Here is a 21,595-nt window from a genome sequence, read left to right on the forward strand (position 1 = left end):
GGGTCTCCTCGACATTTTGATAAGAAAAGAATAAGCTCTATTTCAAGATTTGTAAATTCAGAAATTAAACCCAAAACTAAATAATCCGACTTGAGGTTTGCCTGTGACACTACGTAACAAGATACAATATTGGCTATAAGGAGGGATTTTCTTTGGGTGAAACAATTGGAGAGTTTGCGAAAAGGATGAATGTCACAGTTCGCACATTGCGCTATTATGACGAAATTGGATTGCTGCAACCGCAGAATGTGAACGAGCAAGGCCACAAAGTATATGAATCGCAAGAGGTAAATATACTTCAGCGTATTCAAGCATGGAAATTTCTCGGAATTCCATTAGAGGAAATAAAACCATTAATTGAAGAATCAACGAATAATCTATCTGCCACGCTATCTCATCAAAAAAATCTATTAATCCAGCAAAGAAAACGCCTAAATGCCATGATTGAAGCCGTGGAAGATACAGAGCAAATAATGACCCATAGTAAAGATCAGTCAGCTGAGTCCATCGACATACTTTATATTGCACTCAATATGTATCGCATGGAAGAGGAGCAAGAAAAGTTTTTTCAAGCGCATCTCCCTGAAGAACTGACCACAAAGCTATTTCACCGGTCTGAGGAAGAACGAGGAAAATTAATTGCGCAAAATACCCGTTATCTGCACCACATGTTACAAGCAATGAAAAACGGGACTGACCCCGCAAGTGATGAGGTGCAAATGATTCTAACTGAAGTACTCAAGAACTCCCAGAACTTCACTGATCCAGAAATCGTTAAGAAAATTGCCGACAATATCGAGCTTTTCGAAGCAAATGAACATCTATTCACCTCAATGCTGCCGCAAGCATTGAAAGAATATAGCGATAGTGCTATGCAGTATTATTATTTAAATCAGTGAACGATTTTAAGAGGTTAACTTAAATGAAACCATCACTTGATACGGAGTGATGGTTTTTTACGTTGTCTAATCGTCTTTTAACATTACTCCAATCGTCAGGGTTCCTTTATAACCTTGACCTTTCCGCCTGATTTTAGGCCAGGCTCCTTGGACTCCATGAGAGTCACGAAGGACAAAATCATCCTCATTGATAACAGGGCTAAAGTATCTCTTATAGTAAGGAGGCTTAGATTGAATCATATAGTTGAAGCCCTGTGGAAAGAATATTTGTGTAGTAAGCACTTCTTTTTCTTTTACGAAAACCTTCATAAGAATGTGGATTGTCCTCGTTTCGTACCAACCCGGAAATTTCGTTAGGAACTCTACCATTCCCTCTGCATCTGCCGTCTGACGGCAACGCAAAAAGGTTTCGTTATTTGTCGGTTTAATATGTTCAGGATTGTCTTCATTTTCAAGGACTGAATTGTCATAGCCAGAATAATCGCCAAAAGCATTACTATGCCAAAGGTGAACTTCTGCTCCTGAAATGGCTGTGCATCCTTTTACATTTACTACTTTTAAACGTAGCAAAAGATCCTCACCTGTCTGATTCTCTCGAATATCCCTGCAATAAGGTGTATTCTCTAAATAGAACGGCCCTTCTTCTGCCTGGCTGCTCAGTATACATTGATTTGTATCTTCAAAACTATAGCTTAGCGTTAAAAATGTGTGGGTATTGCTGGTGAAGTACAAACCTTTGATTTGCTGCGTTTGTGGATGATGAAGTATCAGCTGGTTGTTCAGACTTTGGTTTAGTTGCTCATATTTCGGCAGTTGCCGAGTTTGAGCGTGTGGATGATACTCCGGATTCCAAGAATTATATTGTTTATTAAACAAAGCATTGACGCTCCCTTAAACAGCCCATTTTTAACATCTTTTGACGGTTTTTTCATCTTAGAAGATGAAGGGGTAGAATCAATTATTCAATAAGGAAAAAGACACTTCAATCAAGTCTTTCAATGAAAAGGTTTGAAAAAGCCTCCCACCCATTACAGGTAAGAGGCTCTGACTTTAGATTATCTTACTCCAGGCTGCATTGGTTCACTCGGTTCCCCTGGTGGCTTGCCGGGATTTTCGGTTCTTGGTGTTACTTTGAAATACATTGGTGTTTCACTGCGAGCTGTACCAATCACATTGACAGCTTCCGCGTCAATTTCATAGGATCCTTCTGCTAAATCTAACTTTGCTGTGAAAATGCCGTTTTTATCTGCTGTTGTCTCTGTGAGCACTTCCTCTTGTTCTAGTATTCTCACAGTGGCTCCAGGATCGGCTTTCCCTGTCACCATCACCTGACCGACAGGGAACTCTGCATTTTCCTGTTTCCAGACAGGGACGCTTGGAAATTTGCCTTCTGCTTCTTTTGCCCATTCAATTGCTTGGACGAAAAGCTGTTTACCATCATCGGTCCAGCCCCGCTCAGGTCCAACCATATTATTAGCGGAGAAGGCTGACAGCAATACATGTACATGCTGTTCACTGCGGAAATCATAGCCGATGGAGGCTCCCTTCTCTTTTTCCCCAGCTTTAAGACCTGCGATGACATTCCCTTCATACTCTTTAAATGTTGCATATGGACTCTTATCGGCTAAGATTTGAATCGTATCCGAATTGAACCCTGTAAAGATTGGATGTTCGATATCGTCTAGTTCAAGGTAAATTGCACCTTCATTATAGCCTTGCTGATTTAACGCTGGCTGCCCCAGTGCTTTTTCCAACAATGTAATGGAACCACTTTCAACACCCCATGTATCAAGGAATATCAGGCTGATTTGCTTCTCATCACTTTGTGAGATGAGTGCTTCCATTTGTTCTTTGCTTCCCTTACTTGTATTGACGACTATTACTTCATAAGTGTCTAGGTGGTCAAGAGCTTTCCAATCTGTTGGTTCTGCTGCCAGACCGCCTTCATTCAATACTGAACTTAGCTCTCCTTTATAATCGCCTAGTACCGCAATATTAAAGGCGCTCATTGCGATATTCAGCTCTGCATCCTGTCCTTCTTCCATCATTACTTCTTTAGACACTGGATGGTAGCCTTCTTTTTTGAAGGTGACTTTATACGAACCGTCGATCAGTCCGGCAATCTCGTAGTTTCCATCTGCATCCGTTTGACCCTTCCATTCTTTGTCATGTTCTTTACTTGAAACTGTAACAGCCACATCAGCTAACCTTGCGTCTGACGATTGTTCCTTCACCTGGCCAAACAAGGTCATTTGCTCGGAGCGTTCTAGCGTGAAGTTTAATTCAACAGCCTCACCAATCGCTCCGACCTCTACCGTCTGTTCCGCTGGCTCATAACCGACTGCCCTTACCGATACTGTATACTCACCTGTACCAATACCAATTGAATAGCGTCCCTGATCATTTGTCCATACGGAGATATCCTCTGATTCTACCGTAACTGTCGCACGTTCAATCGGATCTCCATTTTCATCCTGAACCGTTCCTGCTATTTCGCCTTGAGAGGCATTCATTGCCCAATCAAGAGCATTCATATAGATAATACGTGCGTTGTTAGTCCAGCGACTCTCAGGACTTCCATAGGAACCTGATGCCAAACTGCCTAGCAATACGTGCACATGTCCACTAGAACGGAATTCATAGGCTAAACCGCTGCCTATGCGGCCACGGTCATCATGAACAATATCAGCAAGAGTTGTACCGCTATAATTCTCAAATACGCCATATTGCTGATTGCCGCCGCTATTGGCTAAGATGGTTACTTTATCTCCCACTCCATATCCTCTAAAAATGGGGTGTTCCTCTTTTATTTCGTATTTGATGCTATTTGGAACATAGCCTGTTGAAGTGGAAGCCGGGTTGCCCAAATAGTCTCTCAAATCATTCATTGCCCCGCCGCCATATTGACCTGTAAAAACCATGCTGACCTGGGCAGTATCTGATGCCTCTATCAGCTCTCCGAATTCCGCTGAACTGATATTCGTGAAGGAATCATTGACTAAAACGAGAGCAAAGTCTTCTATACTTTCTTTCACTTCTGCATGTTGATTCCGTTCAAAAGCAGTGACTTCATAGCCGTTATTCTCTAAGAATGGTATTAAGCGATTTTGATTGGATGGGGTGGCTATGAGCGCAATCGCTTCAGATGGCTGCAGTGAAAACTTCGTAGCTGTTGTTTCCCCTTTTGCAATGGAGATTGCAGATGTCTGCGGCTGGTAGCCTGAAGCAGTAATTCTGACCTCATATTCCCCTTCTGGAACAGTGATTTCAAATGCACCGTTTTTGGCGGTTTCAGAGGTAAGAGGCGTGCCAATGATTTCTGCATGAGCGCCTTCAATCAAGTCTCCAGTTGCAGCCGCCCGAACTTCTCCTTTTAACACCCCTGCATGATTTGATTGGAGTACAAATGCTTCTTCCAGGATTTCTCCATTCACAACCTCCACTTCAACCGAATCACTCTCATGACCAAAAGCTTCCAGCTGAAGCTCATAGCTGCCTTCCGCCAAACTTAGGAAGAAGTTTCCTTCATGATCCGTGCGCACTGTTTGTCCGGTTTCTGTTACTGTTACTTGCCCCTGAATAGCTGTATCCATGTTGTTACGAAGCTTTCCTCTGATCTCGCCTGCATAACTTTCCTCATGATCAATCGCCCAAAGGATGCTATTCAATAGTATTTTTTCACGATTCTTATCAAAACTACGATCACCTGAGTGAAAGCCGTTTCCAATCGTCATATTACCCAGCAATAGTTCCACGCTGTTAATAGTACGTCCTTTATAAGCAAATACTGGACGCGGTTCTTCGAGTGTGGAGTTGCTTATGTTAGCGAGAACCGTCCCTGAGTAGCCATCAAACCCGTAATAGTAACCATTCGTGGGAGTGATTTCAAATGTATCGTCCACACCTTCAAAAATGGGATGCTCCGCTCGTTTTGAAATCGTTGAAGTGCTGCTGCTTCCTTTATATTCCACAGCTGGATCACCATAGTAATCCATCAGATAGCGAATGCTTCCTCTCCCACCATTTTGCCCCGTCCAGATTACTGAGGTTTCGGTGCGATCCAATTCCTCCACGAAGCGTTTAAAGGTCTGTTCATTTGGAATAAGACTATTATTATAATCAGAATTGGCATAGACAACATCCACCTCTTCCAATAATTCCAAATCATCATACATCATTGAAATCGTATGGAATCCTCGACCCTCCAGATACTCTGCCAGTTTCACTGATGAAGCATACTGGGAATCTACGATAATCCCAACCGTTGGCGATGGCCTCAGCTCAAGATCCAATATTTTCACTTCACTAGGCTCGATTGTGACCGTTCGTGTTTCTTGCAGAAAATCTTCTTTAGAGAATTTCACTTCATACGTCCCCGGCTCCAATGTATCAATGCGATAGTATCCTTGTGTGTTCGTATTAGCTTCACGCGGGTAGCCGACGATTTCGATATGAACATTGTCCAAACTTCCAACTGCCAGACTATTTGCCACATTTCCTTCAAGGCCGCCAACATCAGCTTTTTCGACCATCACAATTTCAAAGGGCTCCAGACTGTCTCCAATATTCACTGAAAAGGTTTGAGTCTCATACCCATAAGATGTGATTTCTACCACCGCTTCTCCATCCACAGAAGCAATGCTGAACTGATCATCCTTAGCTGTTGTTCGATCCTTAAAGGTTGTACCCTCAATTTCCAATGTGATGTCTGCAACAAGTGCTTTTCCTTCTGAATCTATAACGGTTCCCTCAACCAAGTTAAAGTTTTCATAAGCTGCCCAAATAATGGCATCGGTAAACATTTTCAAGCCTTCATTTGTATAGTCCTGGCCATAATGCTCGAGACCAATACTATGGCCGCTCATGAGGAGCTCGAGACTTTCTCCCGTTCTCGGTTTAAAAGCAACTCCTGTACCATGCCGCTCATCCAATTCCTCATGCTTAATCCCAGCCAGTTCAATACCGGAATACTCATCGAATGCCGCTGCCCGGCTGCCATTTGCGGTTAATATCTCTACCGTATCACCCGCCTGTCTATCTCCAAAAATCGGATGCTCCTTTTCTATTACATATTGTGCGGGACTTGTACGGATGTTGAGCCTCTCTCTTTCTGCAGGATCCTTGCGATGTTGATTTAATTGATAGATTCCGCTTCCGCTAAAATACATATCCCCATAGATAATGCTTACTCCATGTGCATCGGCGGCTTTTTCAAAGGCTGAAAAAGCCCCTGCACTCAAACTGTTCTGTTCATTGAAGAACACAACATCGTATGAACCTATTTCGTCTGTCAACGCGGCTGTGGACGTATAATTTTCGGCAGATATATTATTCTCCGCAAGAATCTGCCTTAATGTACCATCCCCAGATACACGATCACCAATCACTGCCACTTTCGGCGCTGGATATAATGCCTGGTTGATCGTTTGCGCCTGACCTTTCATATCTATTGCAACTTTCTCAACGACATAATCCTCATGATGGAAGGTCATCACATACTCCGAAGCATTCAAATCTGAGAATTCATAGTGTCCATTCCCTGTTGTGACCGTGTCCGCCACAACCTCTCCATTAAGATCAGCTAATTTTACTTCCACTTGATCTATCGGACTGGCTGAGAGCGCATTAGTAACAACCCCGGATAGTTGTCCTTCATTAGAGAGCTGAAGAGTAATAGTTTCAGACAAGATCTCTCCATGCTCAAACTCTACTTTCACTTTCTTTGTTTCATAACCGGAGGAACGCACTTCCAGTTCATAAGAGCCTTCATCATGGTAGACCTCAAACTGGCCATTTTCATCTGTTTCCACCGTTACGCCTGTCCCCAGAACCTCTACCTTAGTCTTTAGTGGATTGCCATCTGTATCCTGCACCTTGCCTTGCAATTGTCCAAACTGAGGATCATCCATCAAATACTTTAGACTATTGATCAGGATTTGATGCTGCCCTTGCAGCCAATTTTGGGTGGGCTGATTCCAGGATGATGTCGCAAAGGTAGACAGAAGCAAATGGGCACTGTTTTGCGAAACGGCCTTATAAGCTACTCCTGTACCCATGTCTCCATCACGTTGGCTTATTACTGATGCTAAGTTTCTTCCAGAAAACCCACTAAAGGCTGAAGCTGAAGCGTTATTAAGCGTTGGAATCCGTTTCCCCGCTTCGATTCCTGCAAAAATAGGATGCTCTTGTTTAATCGCGAGCGTGACATTGGTTCTATTATTCTCACTTTTGATAGATGCAGGATCGTTATACAGCCTTGTTAAATCCTTGATCGATCCATAGCTCGGCCCCCAAGTATCAGCAAAGACTACACTGACGCCATGATTACGTGCTTCCTCAAGCAAAGCATCCATTTCTGCTTTCCCTGGCTTCCAACCACCAGACAAATACGCGCCATTTAAATATAGAACTTGGTATCTGCCCACATCACCAGCAATTTCCTCCCATGTTCTTTCTTCAGCAGAGATCCCATTCGTTTGAATCAGGTTTGTAATGGTCTCTTGATAATCATTCAAGACAGCTACATCAATTGGGCTCATCTCTCCTGACGCTTTGGCCGCTTCCCCCTCCTTAACTTGTAGGGAGAGAGATGTACTCACATAACCACCCGCCGTGAGAGTCAAGTCATAGGCCCCTTCATAAATAGAGTCAAAGCGGAAGTTTCCTTCTTCATCAGTTGCTGCCTCAAGCGGCGTATCTTGCACTTTAACCGTTACTCCCGCAATCCCTTTTCCGTTGCGGCTGTCTGTAATGTTGCCGGTTACCTCTCCTTCACCTACTTCATCAAGGGAATACTCTTCTTCATGGACGATACCTGATCGAAATTCAAATGTTTCCTCTTCCTGACTAAATCCATAATTTCCGATGCGAATCTTATATTCACCTGGCAAAGCAGTCAGTTCAAATTTGCCCTCTGCATTCGCCTCTGCTTTTACATCCGTACCCATTATTCTTGCATAGCCTTCAAGCGGGTCCCCTTTACCATTCTTTACCGAACCCCGGAGAACACCTGGAGCAGAAAAAATATGAACTCCTGACTGTGTGCCTGTAATAACCTGACCAGACACAATCGCAGGTGTGGAAGAACTTGATCCACCCAATGCCCATTGGTTCATGAGCTTACCTGTAAAGACATCGACCGCTTTTAATGTACCAGTGCTATCATTGATTAAAAAGACTCCGTTGCTCGCTGCGGCACCATTATTTACAGCGGTATTGACTTGCTTATTTTCCCAAAGCAATTTTCCAGTTTGACGATCAAAGCCTTTAAGGGAAGGATTTGATGCTGAACTCACAATAATGATGTCATCAAACACTACAGGCGATGCAGCCTGTGTATCGCCAATGCCATTCTGGTGCCAGCGTTCTTCTCCTGTTGACAGATCAATCGCCCATAAGGTCCCCGCGCTGACGAAGTTTGTACTAAAGGCATACACCGTATCCTCCACAATGACCGGATGAGAAGCGAACCCTTGTCCTGCACCTATAGCTTTAAATGTCCAACCCTTGCTCCCATCCAGCTTGGATAAAGCATGCAATGTTCCACCTTCAAAGCTGCCAAGAATCAGACTATCTCCTGCTAGAGCTGCACCAAAATAGGTGCCGCCAGCAACAGCCGTTGTCCATTTTACCTCGCCAGTCTTTGCCTCCAAGGCACTAACTGTGGTTTGCCCTGCAGTATTGGAACTGATATACAGTGTGCCATCCTCATATAAAGGCGTTTCATAAATTGGCATTGTCTCCAATGACTTTTGCCAGCGAATAACACCACTGTTCACATCCAGTGCATACAACCGTTTATCAGAACCGCCGGTTACAAAAACAAGCCCTTCTGCAATGGTTGGCGTAGAACGGTTAATGCTGCCTGTGTTAAATACCCACTTTTCTTCGCCCGAGTCCAGATTGTATGCCTGCACTCGCCCTTGGTCCGTTGCAGTAACAATGGTATTACCATCCACAACGGGTGAGGAAAAGATGACATTCCCTGAAGTTTTGATTGTTTTAGTGAGTTTCAATTGTTCTAGCGCAATATCTTCTTCCGAAATGGCATTTCTTGCTTGATTATTATTGGCTGTTTGCCAATTCGGGACTGTATCCCGCGAGCTTGCCTCCACGTCTATATCTGTGTGAACATCTTTGTCAACCTTCACCTCTGTTACTTTTCCAGCCATGTTTTTTCCCGTAACAGCCATAAGATAATCACCCACCGGCACACCACTCAAAGAAAATTCTCCGTCTTTATTCGTGCGCACCCTATCCAAGGGTGTATCTTGGAGACTTACATACGCATACGGGACAGCTTTGCCACTCTTCTTCACCGTACCAGTCACTCGATATTGTGCCGATGACTGCAGCTGCCAAGCCACTTCCACCGTTTCCCCGCGCTTTATGGAAATCTCAGTTCGTTCTGGCGAATAGCCAAATGCCTCTACAACAACATCATGTGTACCCTCTCTTAATTTAAAATGAAAGGATCCATCTGCCGGTACTGCCACATCAATATTCTCTTTCTCAATAATAACTCGTGCGGCGATGCCTTTCCCCTTCTCATCTGTCACCGTACCAGCCACTTCACCGGCAAAGGCTGCTTCTGTCACCGCCTGATAGGCATTCACAATTCCATTCCCATAAATATCATTCGGCAATACGCCCATATGGCTCTCCGCTCTTGCCGTATTCATCAGCAATTGCTTCACGTCATCGATGCTCAGTTCAGGATTGGATTGCAAGATTAATGCAATCACCCCTGCCACATGCGGAGTTGCCATCGAGGTGCCGCTAATTGTATGATAACCATTTCCTGGCCATGCCGAGTAAATGCCTTGTCCAGGTGCAGCCACTTCCGGTTTTACATAACGGACGCCATCCCACACAACCGGGCCGCGACTTGAGAAACCAGCTATTTGATCATTTGAATCTGTGGCGCCAATGGCAAAGGATTCTGGAAAGCTTCCAGGTGAGCCAATCGTACTTGTACCAGGTCCATCATTGCCTGCAGCAAACAAAGGAAATATCCCCGCTGCTGCCCATGCTTCCACATCTTCTTTGAAACTCGTGTTGTATGTATTCGCGTTGCCCCAGGAATTATTGACGACATGTGGTGCCATTTCCGGATCTCCGCCAGGTGCCATGAACCATTGAAACGCCTGGTGAATGCCGGAAGTAGTCGCTGAACCGCTATCATTAAATATCTTTACAGCTATCCATTCCGCTCCAGGCGCAACACCAACCGGTTCGCCGCTGCCACCGCCGACAGCTGTGCCTGCCACATGTGTCCCATGACCATTTCCATCACGAGGGGAAGCATATTGATTTCCTGAAAAGTCAGCCCATGAATACGTATGGTCGCCACCTTTTCCACGGTAATTATCCTGGAGCGCTTCATGCTCCATTTCTACGCCCGTATCCATAATACCGACAACGATTCCCTCGCCATTCACCCCATATGTGCCCCATACATCAGGCGCATGAATCTTCTCCAGTCCCCATTCAGGTAAACGAGGAGCCGACTCTGCCTTTTCCACTTCAGGCACTTTATATATTTCGTCAAAGAGTATTTTATCAATATCCTCTCGCGCTTCTATTTTCTTCAACGCTTCTTCTGTTACCGTCGCAGCAATACCATTGATGATCCATAAAGGCTGGATGTTCTTCACCTCTGCGTTTTTTTCCAGCTCCTTCAGCACCTTCTCCTGTCCCTTTTCCGCAACGGATTTCAGCTGTTCTTGCACGAGCTCCAGCCGTTTTGTCCGATCCTTTATCTTGTCTGCCTTACTATAGATTGCTGTCTTATCGACTTTGTCCTTCATATGAATAATGACATCGACCTGGTCTTTTTTCTCTAAGGAGCTGATAATCCGTTTGTCTATTTTTCCCTTGAGGTCAACCGAATCTTCCTGCCTCTTACTTTCTTCCACAGGTTCGTTTGATGCCTGTGGATCTTTATCTATGTCTAACCCATCTTGAAGACGCGGCAAACCGTCCTCACCCGAAAAGGTCTGCTCTGCTTCTTCATCGTTGGCTTCACTCTCTGCTTCCATTTCCTTTTCCAGCTTGAGCTCTGCTTCAAGTGTCGTCTGATTCGCACCTGAATCCTCCGCAAAAGCAATCTGAGGTGCAAATAATGTAAAAACAAGTAGAAAACACATGAAAATAGCAAAAATCCGCTGATGCTTCATGTCACTTTTACCCCCTTTTATAATATTCATAATATTCTTAATCAAATGAATATTACCATCTACTATTTGGTAAAACAATGTAGTTTTAAAGAAGTGAGCGGAATTCACTAGATAAATAGGTGAATTGAATTGGGAGTTAATTAGGAGGGGGGATAAATAGTTCTATTGTGGGACTGGAAAGGTATTCGGCAGATTTTGTCGAGGGACGAAAGCTGTTGGACTAGAAAATACATTACCCTCTACAACAGCCCGCTCCTGTTCATCGTCATTATTTTCGCAAATCCATCTCTCCACTAAGCATAAAGTCCCTCAATAGAAATAGTTCTTCTTTTCCATTTATTCAAATGAATTATCTTTTTCACAATTCAAAATTTCCAAATCCAAGAAGTAAGACCTACAAATCAATTGATAAAGAGAGCTACTCAATGCCTCTACTAACCTACCATGACCATTATACCAATATACCCATTTATTCCTTTTTAAGGTTTAATGCAGTGGTTAAAAAGTGTATAATTACAATTAGTATGATACTAAGTCACCAGAGTGAGGTGAGCATATTGCAGGAAAACCAATTGTTAATTGCTAGCTTAAAAAGTGATAGAATCGCCCTTCAAAATAATATTCAAGCGAATCTTGAAAAAATACAGCGATTAAGACAATCAAAAAACAACATCACACATGAGCAAGGAGAACTTTGGGCGCACAAAAGACTGATTTCTGAGCCTGAACTTTCCTCATCTACATGGGATGGGAAACATGCAGCTGAATTTATGAACATTCGTGCGAATATTGAGCAATCCTATACGTCCATTAATTCTCAACAAGTTGAGGACATTTTCTCAGACATTGAACAAAAAATAGCTCAATTAGAAAGTATGAACAATGGCTATTCCAACAGCATCGCATCGATAAACTTGCGAATAAGCCAATTATAAAGTTCAGGACGGAGGTTGACTTTATATGACAGAAATTAAGATTCAACAAAGTGCAGCGGAAACGGCTTTCAATGAACTTGCATCTACAACCGGAGAACTAAATACCACAAAGCCTACTGTAAACTTCAATCAATCCACCCTTGATTTCCTTCAAAAATTAGATGAAATCGAAGTGACTTATTATCAAACCATCAATCAATACACAAACCTTCTATTAAAAGCGGAAGCCAATGCTTCATCAAGCGTCTCAGAATTCATCGAATTTGAAAAAAGCTTAGGGAGCAATATGATGAAAGGAATAGTAAAATGAAAGTATTAAAAGTATCCGAGGTTACTAGTGGAATTGATACAATCATAAACAAAAAGAAGGAAGAAAAGGATCACCTTCTTTCCATCCGTGATGCAATGAAAAAAGTAATTGATTTGGAGGATGCCTTAAAAGGTGAAGGCGGTGCAGCCATTCGGGAGAACTTTATGATCGTACATATCCCTGCCCTTCTTTCCTTTGAAAGATTCATAGATACCTATATTCAAAATCTGCAGGAAATCAAAGGCATCGTTCAAAACTATGAATCAGCAGCTGGAATGGTGCGCGAAGATTTCATCGAACAAGATGTCAAAAACGGCATCAACAAAGTAGAACAACTAACACATGAGATCGCACAAAATATCAATAGACATGTAAACACCGTAAATGACCTAATTAGTCCCATTCCAATCAATCTTTCACAATTCGATAATAGTATTAGCGACTCCAAACAACATCTGCAAAAAACTCTGGAAGGCTTAAAGCAACTCGACGCAAACAGCCAAACCAGCCTGGAACCCGCTGCTAATGACTTGCAGAAAACCCAGCAGTTAACTGGGAAAATTGATGGGTGGTCGAAGAATGGAGTTTTACTGAGTAAAAAGGAAATTCAGGAAGTGGCAAGATCTATTGATGAAAATACGCTCGGTAAAATTATTGAAGAATATGGACTGTTAAACTTACTTAGGAACACTACGATAAGCTTCGGTGCGGCTATTATGAATTCTGGGAAACTATTAAAAATGGGTGAACTCAGCTTTAAAATGTTTGATAAGGATGGGAAAGTTTTTATTAAAATCAAAAATAAAAATAAGGAATTGATCAACCTCCGTGAGTACGAAAAATACCGGAAGTTACTTCAAGAAAACATCGGCGGCAGATGGAAATGGAATCGCAACTTTGTAAACGAACTTGTTAATAAAGGTGTCCCTCTATATGATAATGATTTATTAAAAAGGTTTAAAAGCAATAGCAACAAGTTTATTAATAGCCAATTTAATGATTTAAGTAATTACGTTAAACGCCTAGACGATTCCTTTATGAAAGTTGCTGGTACGACCTTCAAAAATGAAATGAAAATATGGGAAAGTTTTAAAGGATGGAAAGATGCTTCAAAATTAACTAAATTAGGTAAAGGTGCTGGAGTAGCAGGAATTGGCATCACAATATTTAATAATTTCGGAAGCAATTTTTATAATGAAGACACAGCTAAGTGGGACTACACTGGTGGAAGTCAGGTTAAGAAGTTTACAGTTGATACGACAGTGGATTTAGGAGCAGGAGCGGCAGCTATGGGAGTAGGAGCTGCCGCTGGATCTGCCTTCTTACCTCCAGCAGGCACTGTAGTTGGCGCCATCGTTGGAGCTGGAACCTATGCAGCAATAAATGTAAAAATACCTTTCCTTGACCCACCACAAAGTGTTGTCGATGTCACTAAGAATGTGGCTAACAAAGCGGTAGATAAAGTCGGAGAATACGCTAGTAAAGCGGCTGATGAAATAGGGGATGCCATCTCGAGTGTTGGGAAAAAACTAGATAAGATATTTTGGTAGTTTCAGGAGGCTAATATGTTAAAGCAATGTAATGAAGAAGATTTCTATCAGCTAAGATCAGTTGCAAGGGGCCGGTTACGCCCACCAAAGGTTTTGTCATTTTCTTGGGGTGCGTTCTTTTTTAGTGGAGCAATGACAAGTGTAGTTGCCTTGGGTGTTTATGGCTCTGATTATCGTCTATTATCTTCTTGGCTTCTTCTTGCTAATATCTGTATTGCAATTTTAATTGTACAATTTATCATTACACTTTTTTTTACAAAGGAATCTAACGCTTATAGGTTTCAAAAAGTACAATCAGTATTCTTAAGTATAATAGCATTCAAACTATCACTGGATATGTATGTAAGCTTTATAGTCTTTAGCGAAGCAGAATACATACCAGATTATCTTCGACCAGCTGCGTTTATTTTATGTATGGGCGGATTGATATATTTAGTTTTATCAACAATTAGAGGAATTAAAAGAGTCCAACAAGGTGAATTCCGTCAAGACGGTAAAGGACTATACAATATTAAACAATCAAAGACTTTTTATAGCCTCCCTATCATATTCGGTGCCACTATGATGGCTGGAGTGATTGCGAGAACACTTTCAGAATCATCCAGCACATTGGGACAGTCAGCTGCAGTATTTTTTATTCTCTTCCTTGCTGTTGTTCTTCAATACGCGTTGGCATTCGCCTTACCAGAGTTTTTTCTGCTGACCTACTGTAAATTCAGGTTTGAATCATTTCATGTTCCCATGCCTAGTCGGCCATTAAAAGAAACACCAAGAGAAACACTCATGGCCAAAAAGCAGGCGCAACAAGTGAAGACAAGCAAAAAAGGTAATCAAAAAAAGAAGGCAAGGGGGAAAAAATGAAAATCAAAAGAGCTCCCATTGTATTCCATAATGTAATTAGTACAAAGTCGAGATGCAAAACAGATGAATGGTTCCATATAGCCAGAGATTTTAGAAATGCAATCATCAAAAATGACCTGTATAATACTGGTCCGTTAATCTACAAAGTTTCAAATTTTGATAAATCAGTGCACGAAGCTGATTATACATTCTACGTGCCAGTAAATATGACATTAGAACTAGATACAAACGACAAATATCAATTCTATAAAGAGTGGAAGTTTGACGATGGTTTAACCCTTAGACATGCGGATTTAGATGATGACATCGAAGAGTCATATGAATTAATTCGAGCTAGTGCTAAAGCCTATAACCTCGAATTAGAAGAACCCTTCTACAACATCTTTTTGGACGTCTATGGGGAAGGAATTATTGATATCTACTCTCCAATTATGAAGGAGGGTTAAGATGATCAACCCAAACGATTCAATCCGCTATACGAATGTTGTATCAAAAAAATATCGATTTCACTATAAAAATATTGATGCCATCATAAAGGAATTTCTAGCAGAAGTTGTACAAAAAAATATAAACATAAAAGGGCCATTATTCTATTCTATCAACAATGTACCAATGGATGAGATGGTAAATGCTGAGTTTTTTATGCCTATAGTGCAAGACCATATAATCCAAAATAATGACCTATACCTACATAGCTATTACGCAGTAGAAGAGATGATTTCAATCTGTATTTATAACCAGATTGAAAAAACAACAGAAATTGCCTACCACATGCTGTTAGACTACATGAATCAACATCAATTAAATCAAGTGACCCCCTTCTATCATGTTATTTCTGGGGATGAAACCTTGCAATACGTATTCATCAAAGTAGGAGTATCAAAAATAGAATAATACTATCTCATGAGTTAATTAATCAATCAGCAGGATACATGCTCATTTAGAGGATATATCCTGCTTTTTTAATATGATAAATAATGTCTTCAGGAGGTTATATGTTTAAGGATTGTAAGGAAGAGGATTTTTACCAAATAGAATCAAATATGGGATCGTTTGCATCCCACTGCCATTTTCGTCTTTTTTTGGAGCACAACTTTTATAAGTGGAATTGCTACTCTTATGGTTGCATTATCTGTTTATAATACTGAATATCAAAATAATCCATATTGGTTTCTTTTTACTAAACTTTATATATCCGCATTAGCTATTCAATTTTTTATTTCCTTGTTTTTTACTTTTGAAAAAACGCCTATCAATATCAAAAAATACAATCTGTTTTCTTGAGTATCATTGCTTTTAAAGTTTCCTTGGATTTTTACAGTGTATTTTTTGTATATACTGTTGCAGATTACTTTCCAAACTATCTGCTATCAATTTCTATTATCTTGCTCATCGGTGGACTAATCTATTTGGCACTTTCTACAATTAGAGCAATAAAACGGGTAAAAAAAGGTGCTTTTAGAGAAGAAGGAACTGGTTTGTATGGTTTCTCTCAATCTAAATCCTATGTTAGTCTTCCTATCATATTTGGTGCAACCATGATGGGTGGAGCAATCGCGAGAACATTAGGAGAATCTTCAAATACATTGGCACAATCTGCAACTTTATATAAAATGCTTTTCTTTACTGTTTTAATTCAATTTGCAATTGCCTTCGCATTACCAGAATTCCAATTGGTCACTTATTGCAAATATAGATTTGAGTCTTATAATTTAAAGAAACCTAAGGGACCTTTAAAAGAAACGCCAAGAGAAAGGCTTATGGCCAAAAAAAACGACCAACAAGTAAAAGCTAGTAACACTGCAAAGCAAAAAAAAAGCAAGGAGTAAGAAAAAGTGAAGATAAAAAGAGCCCTTTTGTAACGTAATCAGTACAGCTTCAAGATGTAAAACTGATGAATGGCACCTTTTAGCAAAGGAATTTAGAAACTCAATTATCAAAAATGATCAAAGGATTATATCCCTGAACTGGCCGCAGGTGCTTGCTGCCCTACTATTACATAACGCAAAGATATAATTTTCTCCAGCCTTTAACTATAAGACAATATTCAATCTTCCATTCAAAAAGACGGGTTCCCTTTCCAAACTATCAAAAGGAAAAATAAATGTCCAAGGCATTGTTGTCCTTGGCTCAATATCCAATGATTCAATTGAAAAAGTATGCTCAGCTACTTTTTCATGCTCTTCTTCGGTATAACGAATTTTTATATGATCAAACGCAGCAGGCTGCTTTGATAAATTATGGACGAGCACTGTCACTAACAGTTCCCCTTTATAATTCCTTGCTTCCCATAGTGACGTAAATTCGAATTGACTATTTTCAGAAATATTCGCCTCCCTGAATCCTTCTTCAATGCGCTTGCGATCTTTTGGTGATATACTCTTATCCCATTTATCATGGAAAGTAAGCTTTTGCATCTCTATACCTCCTTATTTTTTATTATCGATCTTTCCCACGCTTTAAAATCCCTTCATACAAAATTCTATTTGCCTTCTCCATCCACACTTAATATATTTCCATAACTTATTTAAGCTTGTTGAATAGACGATATTTGCTCTCTGATTTGCGAATAGAAGGTTCTATTGAAATTGTCCAGCCATTTATTAAATTGCAGCTTTTCTAACCTGTAGTTCAATAGATTTAAGCACTTCGTCTTTATACTGTTTAGGTTATTGGACGGCTGGGTGGTAGAGCTGCCCTCAACTTCTAAAGTAAATTCATTCTTGACCACTTCATTCAAACGAATAATACGACCCTCTTCAAAATAATTCCGACCACGTTCTAAAATCGTATCCGAAAAAGCCTTTTCGAACTCATTGATATTCATACACGGTCCCCCTCTTCATTATCGTACAAGCAGTCTCTTGTTTTTAAGGTAACATGTGTGGATGGGGGAATTCTATAGTGGGATTTATTCTATTTCTTAAATAGGATTAAATTACAATAGTAATTTTCTGTAGTAACAAGGTAGATGATCTTTAACCACTTCTTTCGTATAACGAGAACAATATTCATTTTTTAATTATTGTTTTCAATAAACCTTTATGTCAAAGCAAAAAGCCGATTTTTCTTTTCTCAGAAAAGTTCGGCTTTCAAAACTATTACGATAAAGGATTATAATTTATTGTTGACTCTCAGTACTAATTTGAAAGGTTACACCGAACTTGTCTTTTACACTCCCATAAGCAGGGCTAAAGAAAGTTTCCTGAAGCGGCATTTTTACTTGTCCGTCTACCTGCAAGGATTCAAATATCTGTTTTGCCTCTTCAATTTCGCTAGTTGAAATACAGATTGTAACATGATTTCCAATTTGACTTGTTTGACCTGGAAAATTATCTGAAAACATAAGGTCCGTTTCACCAATCTTTATCATCGCGTGTGATACAAGTTCCTTTGCTTCTTCTGGTAAAGGAAATTCTGGATTTTCTGGCATTTCTCCAAACGTTTGTTTAAAAAGAACAGTACCACCCAATGCTTCCTCGTAAAATTGAATCGCTTCCTTTGCATTTCCGTTCATCATTAAATAAGGGGACAATCGCAATGTCATAATAAAACAGCTCCTTGGTTATATTTTTTTTATACAAAATGGAGTAATCACGAAATATCCTGCTTGACCTTGTCAGTGGCAGGAGCCACCATCCCATTATTACCCATAATTATATTTTATAATACAGAACACACGTTCGTCAATAAATAATTTCAATTCTATCTATTTCATGACTGTCACGTTCAAATAGTAATCAAACTGGATATTACACCTGTTTTTCCCAGAGCTCTATCCTTCTTCCTGCTGGATCTTCAATCCAAATGAACTTTCCAAATTCACTATTCTCTTGTTCCTTAACAAGAGGTACATCCATTTGTTCGAGATGCTTTATGCTGTCCTCTATATTTTCAACTTGAAAGTTCAACATCACCTGCTGATCGATCGGAAAATAGCCGTCACTTTCTGTAAAGAATGAAAAAATTGTTGCATTGTCTGTATGAGGCGTAATAACCGTTCCATTCCAGTCTTCCATTTCGATTTTCAACACTTCTTTATACCAATTTTTCAATACATCAATGTTTCTGGTTCTCCAGAAAATGCCTCCAAAACCTTTGATAATCATCAGATTCACCTCGCTATTTATTTTCTAACAGAAAAACGGATTACTTGGTAAAGAGTAGACCTAAGTTGAATAAAGGAACCTTGAACTACTATTTCGACAACTTATAAGAAACCCCTCTTTTCCATTTTCCGTACCTTCACAAAAAGAAGGAGCACAATCTATTCTAGAATTGTGCCCAATTGATGACAAATAATTTCCCCATGATAAATCAAATTCTTCTTATCTTCACAACCAAGATTGCGCCTATTATTGTAAAATTTACGATATGTTATCCTGCGTTAATAAAAAACAATTTTAATAATGTCCCTTCAAAGCAGTATTTTATTCCATTACAGCTGTAGCCAAAAAAACATGCCATAAATCTTGATGAAGCACCAACCAAAGCATAAAGGTTGTTATTAGAGAATGTATAAACGGTGCTCTCCAATATAAAGAGATCACCTCTTTTTCAAATCTACCCTACAGATTTCTTATTAATATTTTTATTTCCCTTTATCTTCTCCTCCCAAAAATCCGCTCCCTTTATCCCCAATTTAACTGGATCAAAAATAGGATCGATTCCTGCTTTTTTCAGTGTATCGTAATCCTTCAATACTTTCAGTGCAGGCTTAGTTAATAATAGGATGGCTACGAGGTTTAGCCAAGCCATACTGCCTATTCCCAAATCACCTAGTGTCCATAATAGAGACGCTGACTCGACACTGCCAATATAGACCATTACTAAGAACAATACTTTCCACACAGAATTCATCCATTTAAATTTCAACTTTCTATTTAAAAACATCAATGTGGTTTCAGATATATAGTAATAAGCCATAAGAGTTGTAAATGCGAAGAAGAACAGAGCAATCGAAACAAATCCATTTCACACCCCCTCCAAAGCCTCATTGTATAAATTTAAACATCCATATCTCCCGCTTTTACCGTAATTAGTTGTTTCACGAGACATGGCATTTTTTCTAGACGCTTTAGAAATAAATAGGAATTTTTCATTATTAGTAGGAAAAGCAAACGCTACATTTTCATTCTTGGAATACACCGCTGAGTATGAGATAGCATTCCATACAGAGATTGTATCCTCTTACTGCTTATCATTGTTTCCAAAATAAGATTTTAAGAGTTCGGTTCGGCAATTATTGATAATCATGACTATATTTCTTTTATTTTTTAAGCAAAAGAACGATTTTTACAATTAAACAACTGTTTATGTATGATTCTAGAATAATATGCTTTTTTAAGAGAATTCACTGATTTAATAATTTTCCATACCTTAAAACAACTTTTAATAACCCTATTATTCTATTCTAAAAAAACCATTACACTCTAATTGAATATTTCGAAATAATTTCCTATTCCGTTATTTCCCTATTCATGTTACACTTATTTTCATAATATTGTCCGTCTGTACAATACATTTGTATATTATACTAAAATACCTTACTACCAACTTCGGAGGAATATCATGAAAAACATCTTGCTTAAGTGGAATCAAATTAGTCTAGTTAAACGAATTCTTATTGGTATCATTGTCGGTATTCTGCTAGCTGTTACCATTCCTGGGGCAGCGAGTTGGGTTTCGATTTTTGGAACTTTATTTGTAGGGGCTTTGAAAGCTGTGGCGCCGATTCTCGTTTTATTCTTGGTGATGCATGCCATTTCCAGTCATAAAAGCGGCAAGCAGACAAATATGAAGTCGATTCTTATCCTTTATGGATTAGGTACTTTGTTAGCCGGGGCGGTTGGGGTAATAGCGAGTTTTATTTTTCCTATTAATCTTTCGCTTACAACAGGTACAGAGGACATTGCACCTCCGGGCGGAATTTTAGAAGTGCTTGAAACATTGCTGTTTAATATCGTGGACAATCCTGTCAATGCATTGATGAATGCGAATTATATTGGAATTTTGACGTGGGCCATCCTTCTTGGATTGGTGCTTAAAAAGGCTGCTGATTCAACTAAAACAATGATTGCCAATTTTTCGGATGCCATTACTAAGATCGTAAAATGGGTCATTGATTTAGCTCCATTAGGAATCATGGGTCTCGTTTTTGATGCGATTGCTACAAGCGGGCTTTCTTCATTATTAGAATATGGACAGCTGCTTGTTCTGCTGCTTGGCTGCATGTTCTTTGTCGCGCTGGTGATGAATCCTCTTATCGTTTTCATCTATACGCGCCAAAATCCATATCCGCTTGTGTTTAAAGTGTTAAGGGAAAGTGGTATCACTGCGTTCTTTACACGCAGCTCAGCCGCGAATATTCCTGTGAATTTATCATTATGCAAAAAGTTAGGATTAGATGAAGATACTTATTCCGTTTCTATTCCATTAGGAGCTACTATTAATATGGCAGGTGCCGCTGTGACGATTTCTGTCTTAACCCTTGCAACTGCAAATACGCTTGGCATTAACGTGGATATTTGGACGGCGGTTATTCTGATGGTTATCGCTGCTATCTCTGCTGCAGGTGCTTCAGGTGTTGCCGGTGGGTCTCTCTTGCTTATTCCACTCGCTTGCGGCTTATTGGGTATTCCTAATGAAATTGCCATGCAGGTCGTAGCTATCGGCTTCATTATCGGCGTGCTGCAGGACTCTTGTGAAACTGCCCTAAATTCTTCTACTGACGTATTGTTTACAGCAGCTGCTGAAATGGCTAAAGAGCGTCAAGTAAGTAAGGCAGCTTAAATTTTTATTTTGTAAAAAAAGATTACCCCCTTACAGTTAAGTAAGGGGGTTTTTATTTGCAATTACGTCT

General features: G+C 40.1%; 15 protein-coding genes and 1 pseudogene. 9 read left to right on the plus strand and 7 right to left on the minus strand.

Annotated features, from left to right (window positions below):
• Window positions 1–152 precede the first annotated feature (152 nt).
• A complete protein-coding gene (locus J2S17_RS22290) occupies window positions 153–899 on the plus strand; it encodes a MerR family transcriptional regulator (protein WP_307478159.1) in 747 nt (248 codons plus the stop codon).
• A 66-nt stretch (window positions 900–965) separates the two neighbouring features.
• Here J2S17_RS22290 and J2S17_RS22295 read toward each other — a convergent pair whose 3' ends face one another.
• Window positions 966–1,775, minus strand: coding sequence for a dioxygenase family protein (locus J2S17_RS22295; RefSeq protein ID WP_307478160.1), 810 nt, complete (start codon window positions 1,773–1,775; stop codon window positions 966–968).
• Between the two features lie 179 nt (window positions 1,776–1,954).
• Window positions 1,955–11,077, minus strand: coding sequence for a carboxypeptidase regulatory-like domain-containing protein (locus J2S17_RS22300; protein WP_307478161.1), 9,123 nt, complete (start codon window positions 11,075–11,077; stop codon window positions 1,955–1,957).
• 557 nt (window positions 11,078–11,634) lie between these two features.
• On the opposite strand from J2S17_RS22300, the gene J2S17_RS22305 reads away from it, so the two are divergent.
• The 7 genes from J2S17_RS22305 (at window position 11,635) to J2S17_RS22335 (ending at window position 16,562) form a co-directional block, all read left to right on the plus strand.
• Window positions 11,635–12,012: a YwqH-like family protein gene (locus tag J2S17_RS22305; RefSeq protein ID WP_307478162.1), complete on the plus strand. Its 378-nt coding sequence runs from the start codon at window positions 11,635–11,637 to the stop codon at window positions 12,010–12,012.
• Window positions 12,013–12,037: 25 nt separating this feature from the next.
• Window positions 12,038–12,322 carry a DUF5344 family protein gene (locus J2S17_RS22310; protein WP_307478164.1) on the plus strand — a complete coding sequence of 95 codons (285 nt, stop codon included), beginning with the start codon at window positions 12,038–12,040 and terminating at the stop codon, window positions 12,320–12,322.
• Entirely contained in the window at window positions 12,319–13,872 is a 1,554-nt protein-coding gene (locus J2S17_RS22315) for a T7SS effector LXG polymorphic toxin (protein ID WP_307478165.1), read from the plus strand. The genes J2S17_RS22310 and J2S17_RS22315 overlap by 4 nt, the downstream gene beginning before the upstream one ends.
• A gap of 15 nt (window positions 13,873–13,887) precedes the next feature.
• Window positions 13,888–14,733 (plus strand): hypothetical protein, encoded by an 846-nt coding sequence (locus J2S17_RS22320; protein WP_307478166.1) that lies wholly within the window; start codon window positions 13,888–13,890, stop codon window positions 14,731–14,733.
• Window positions 14,730–15,179: a DUF5085 family protein gene (locus tag J2S17_RS22325; RefSeq protein WP_307478167.1), complete on the plus strand. Its 450-nt coding sequence runs from the start codon at window positions 14,730–14,732 to the stop codon at window positions 15,177–15,179. Before J2S17_RS22320 ends, J2S17_RS22325 begins: the two co-directional genes overlap by 4 nt.
• A gap of 1 nt (window position 15,180) precedes the next feature.
• Window positions 15,181–15,627 (plus strand): DUF5085 family protein, encoded by a 447-nt coding sequence (locus J2S17_RS22330; protein WP_307478168.1) that lies wholly within the window; start codon window positions 15,181–15,183, stop codon window positions 15,625–15,627.
• Window positions 15,628–16,013: 386 nt separating this feature from the next.
• Window positions 16,014–16,562, plus strand: a complete 549-nt coding sequence (locus J2S17_RS22335; RefSeq protein ID WP_307478170.1) for a hypothetical protein — start codon at window positions 16,014–16,016, stop codon at window positions 16,560–16,562.
• A 204-nt stretch (window positions 16,563–16,766) separates the two neighbouring features.
• Here J2S17_RS22335 and J2S17_RS22340 read toward each other — a convergent pair whose 3' ends face one another.
• The 5 genes and pseudogenes from J2S17_RS22340 to J2S17_RS22360 all read right to left on the minus strand — a co-directional run.
• Window positions 16,767–17,150 carry an SLAP domain-containing protein gene (locus J2S17_RS22340; protein ID WP_307478173.1) on the minus strand — a complete coding sequence of 128 codons (384 nt, stop codon included), beginning with the start codon at window positions 17,148–17,150 and terminating at the stop codon, window positions 16,767–16,769.
• 110 nt (window positions 17,151–17,260) lie between these two features.
• Window positions 17,261–17,560: a hypothetical protein gene (locus J2S17_RS22345; protein WP_307478175.1), complete on the minus strand. Its 300-nt coding sequence runs from the start codon at window positions 17,558–17,560 to the stop codon at window positions 17,261–17,263.
• Window positions 17,561–17,854: 294 nt separating this feature from the next.
• Complete coding sequence (locus tag J2S17_RS22350) at window positions 17,855–18,280, minus strand: VOC family protein (RefSeq protein WP_307478177.1); 426 nt, start codon at window positions 18,278–18,280, stop codon at window positions 17,855–17,857.
• 205 nt (window positions 18,281–18,485) lie between these two features.
• Window positions 18,486–18,839 (minus strand): VOC family protein, encoded by a 354-nt coding sequence (locus J2S17_RS22355; RefSeq protein WP_307478205.1) that lies wholly within the window; start codon window positions 18,837–18,839, stop codon window positions 18,486–18,488.
• 457 nt (window positions 18,840–19,296) lie between these two features.
• Window positions 19,297–19,701 (minus strand): annotated as a pseudogene (locus J2S17_RS22360) (alanine:cation symporter family protein); the annotation flags it as partial.
• Between the two features lie 603 nt (window positions 19,702–20,304).
• Here J2S17_RS22360 and sstT point away from each other — a divergent pair.
• A complete protein-coding gene (sstT, locus tag J2S17_RS22365) occupies window positions 20,305–21,525 on the plus strand; it encodes a serine/threonine transporter SstT (RefSeq protein WP_307478178.1) in 1,221 nt (406 codons plus the stop codon).
• Window positions 21,526–21,595 lie beyond the last annotated feature (70 nt).

Origin of the sequence: Cytobacillus purgationiresistens, assembly GCF_030813235.1 — a bacterium.
Classification (GTDB): domain Bacteria; phylum Bacillota; class Bacilli; order Bacillales; family Cytobacillaceae; genus Cytobacillus; species Cytobacillus purgationiresistens.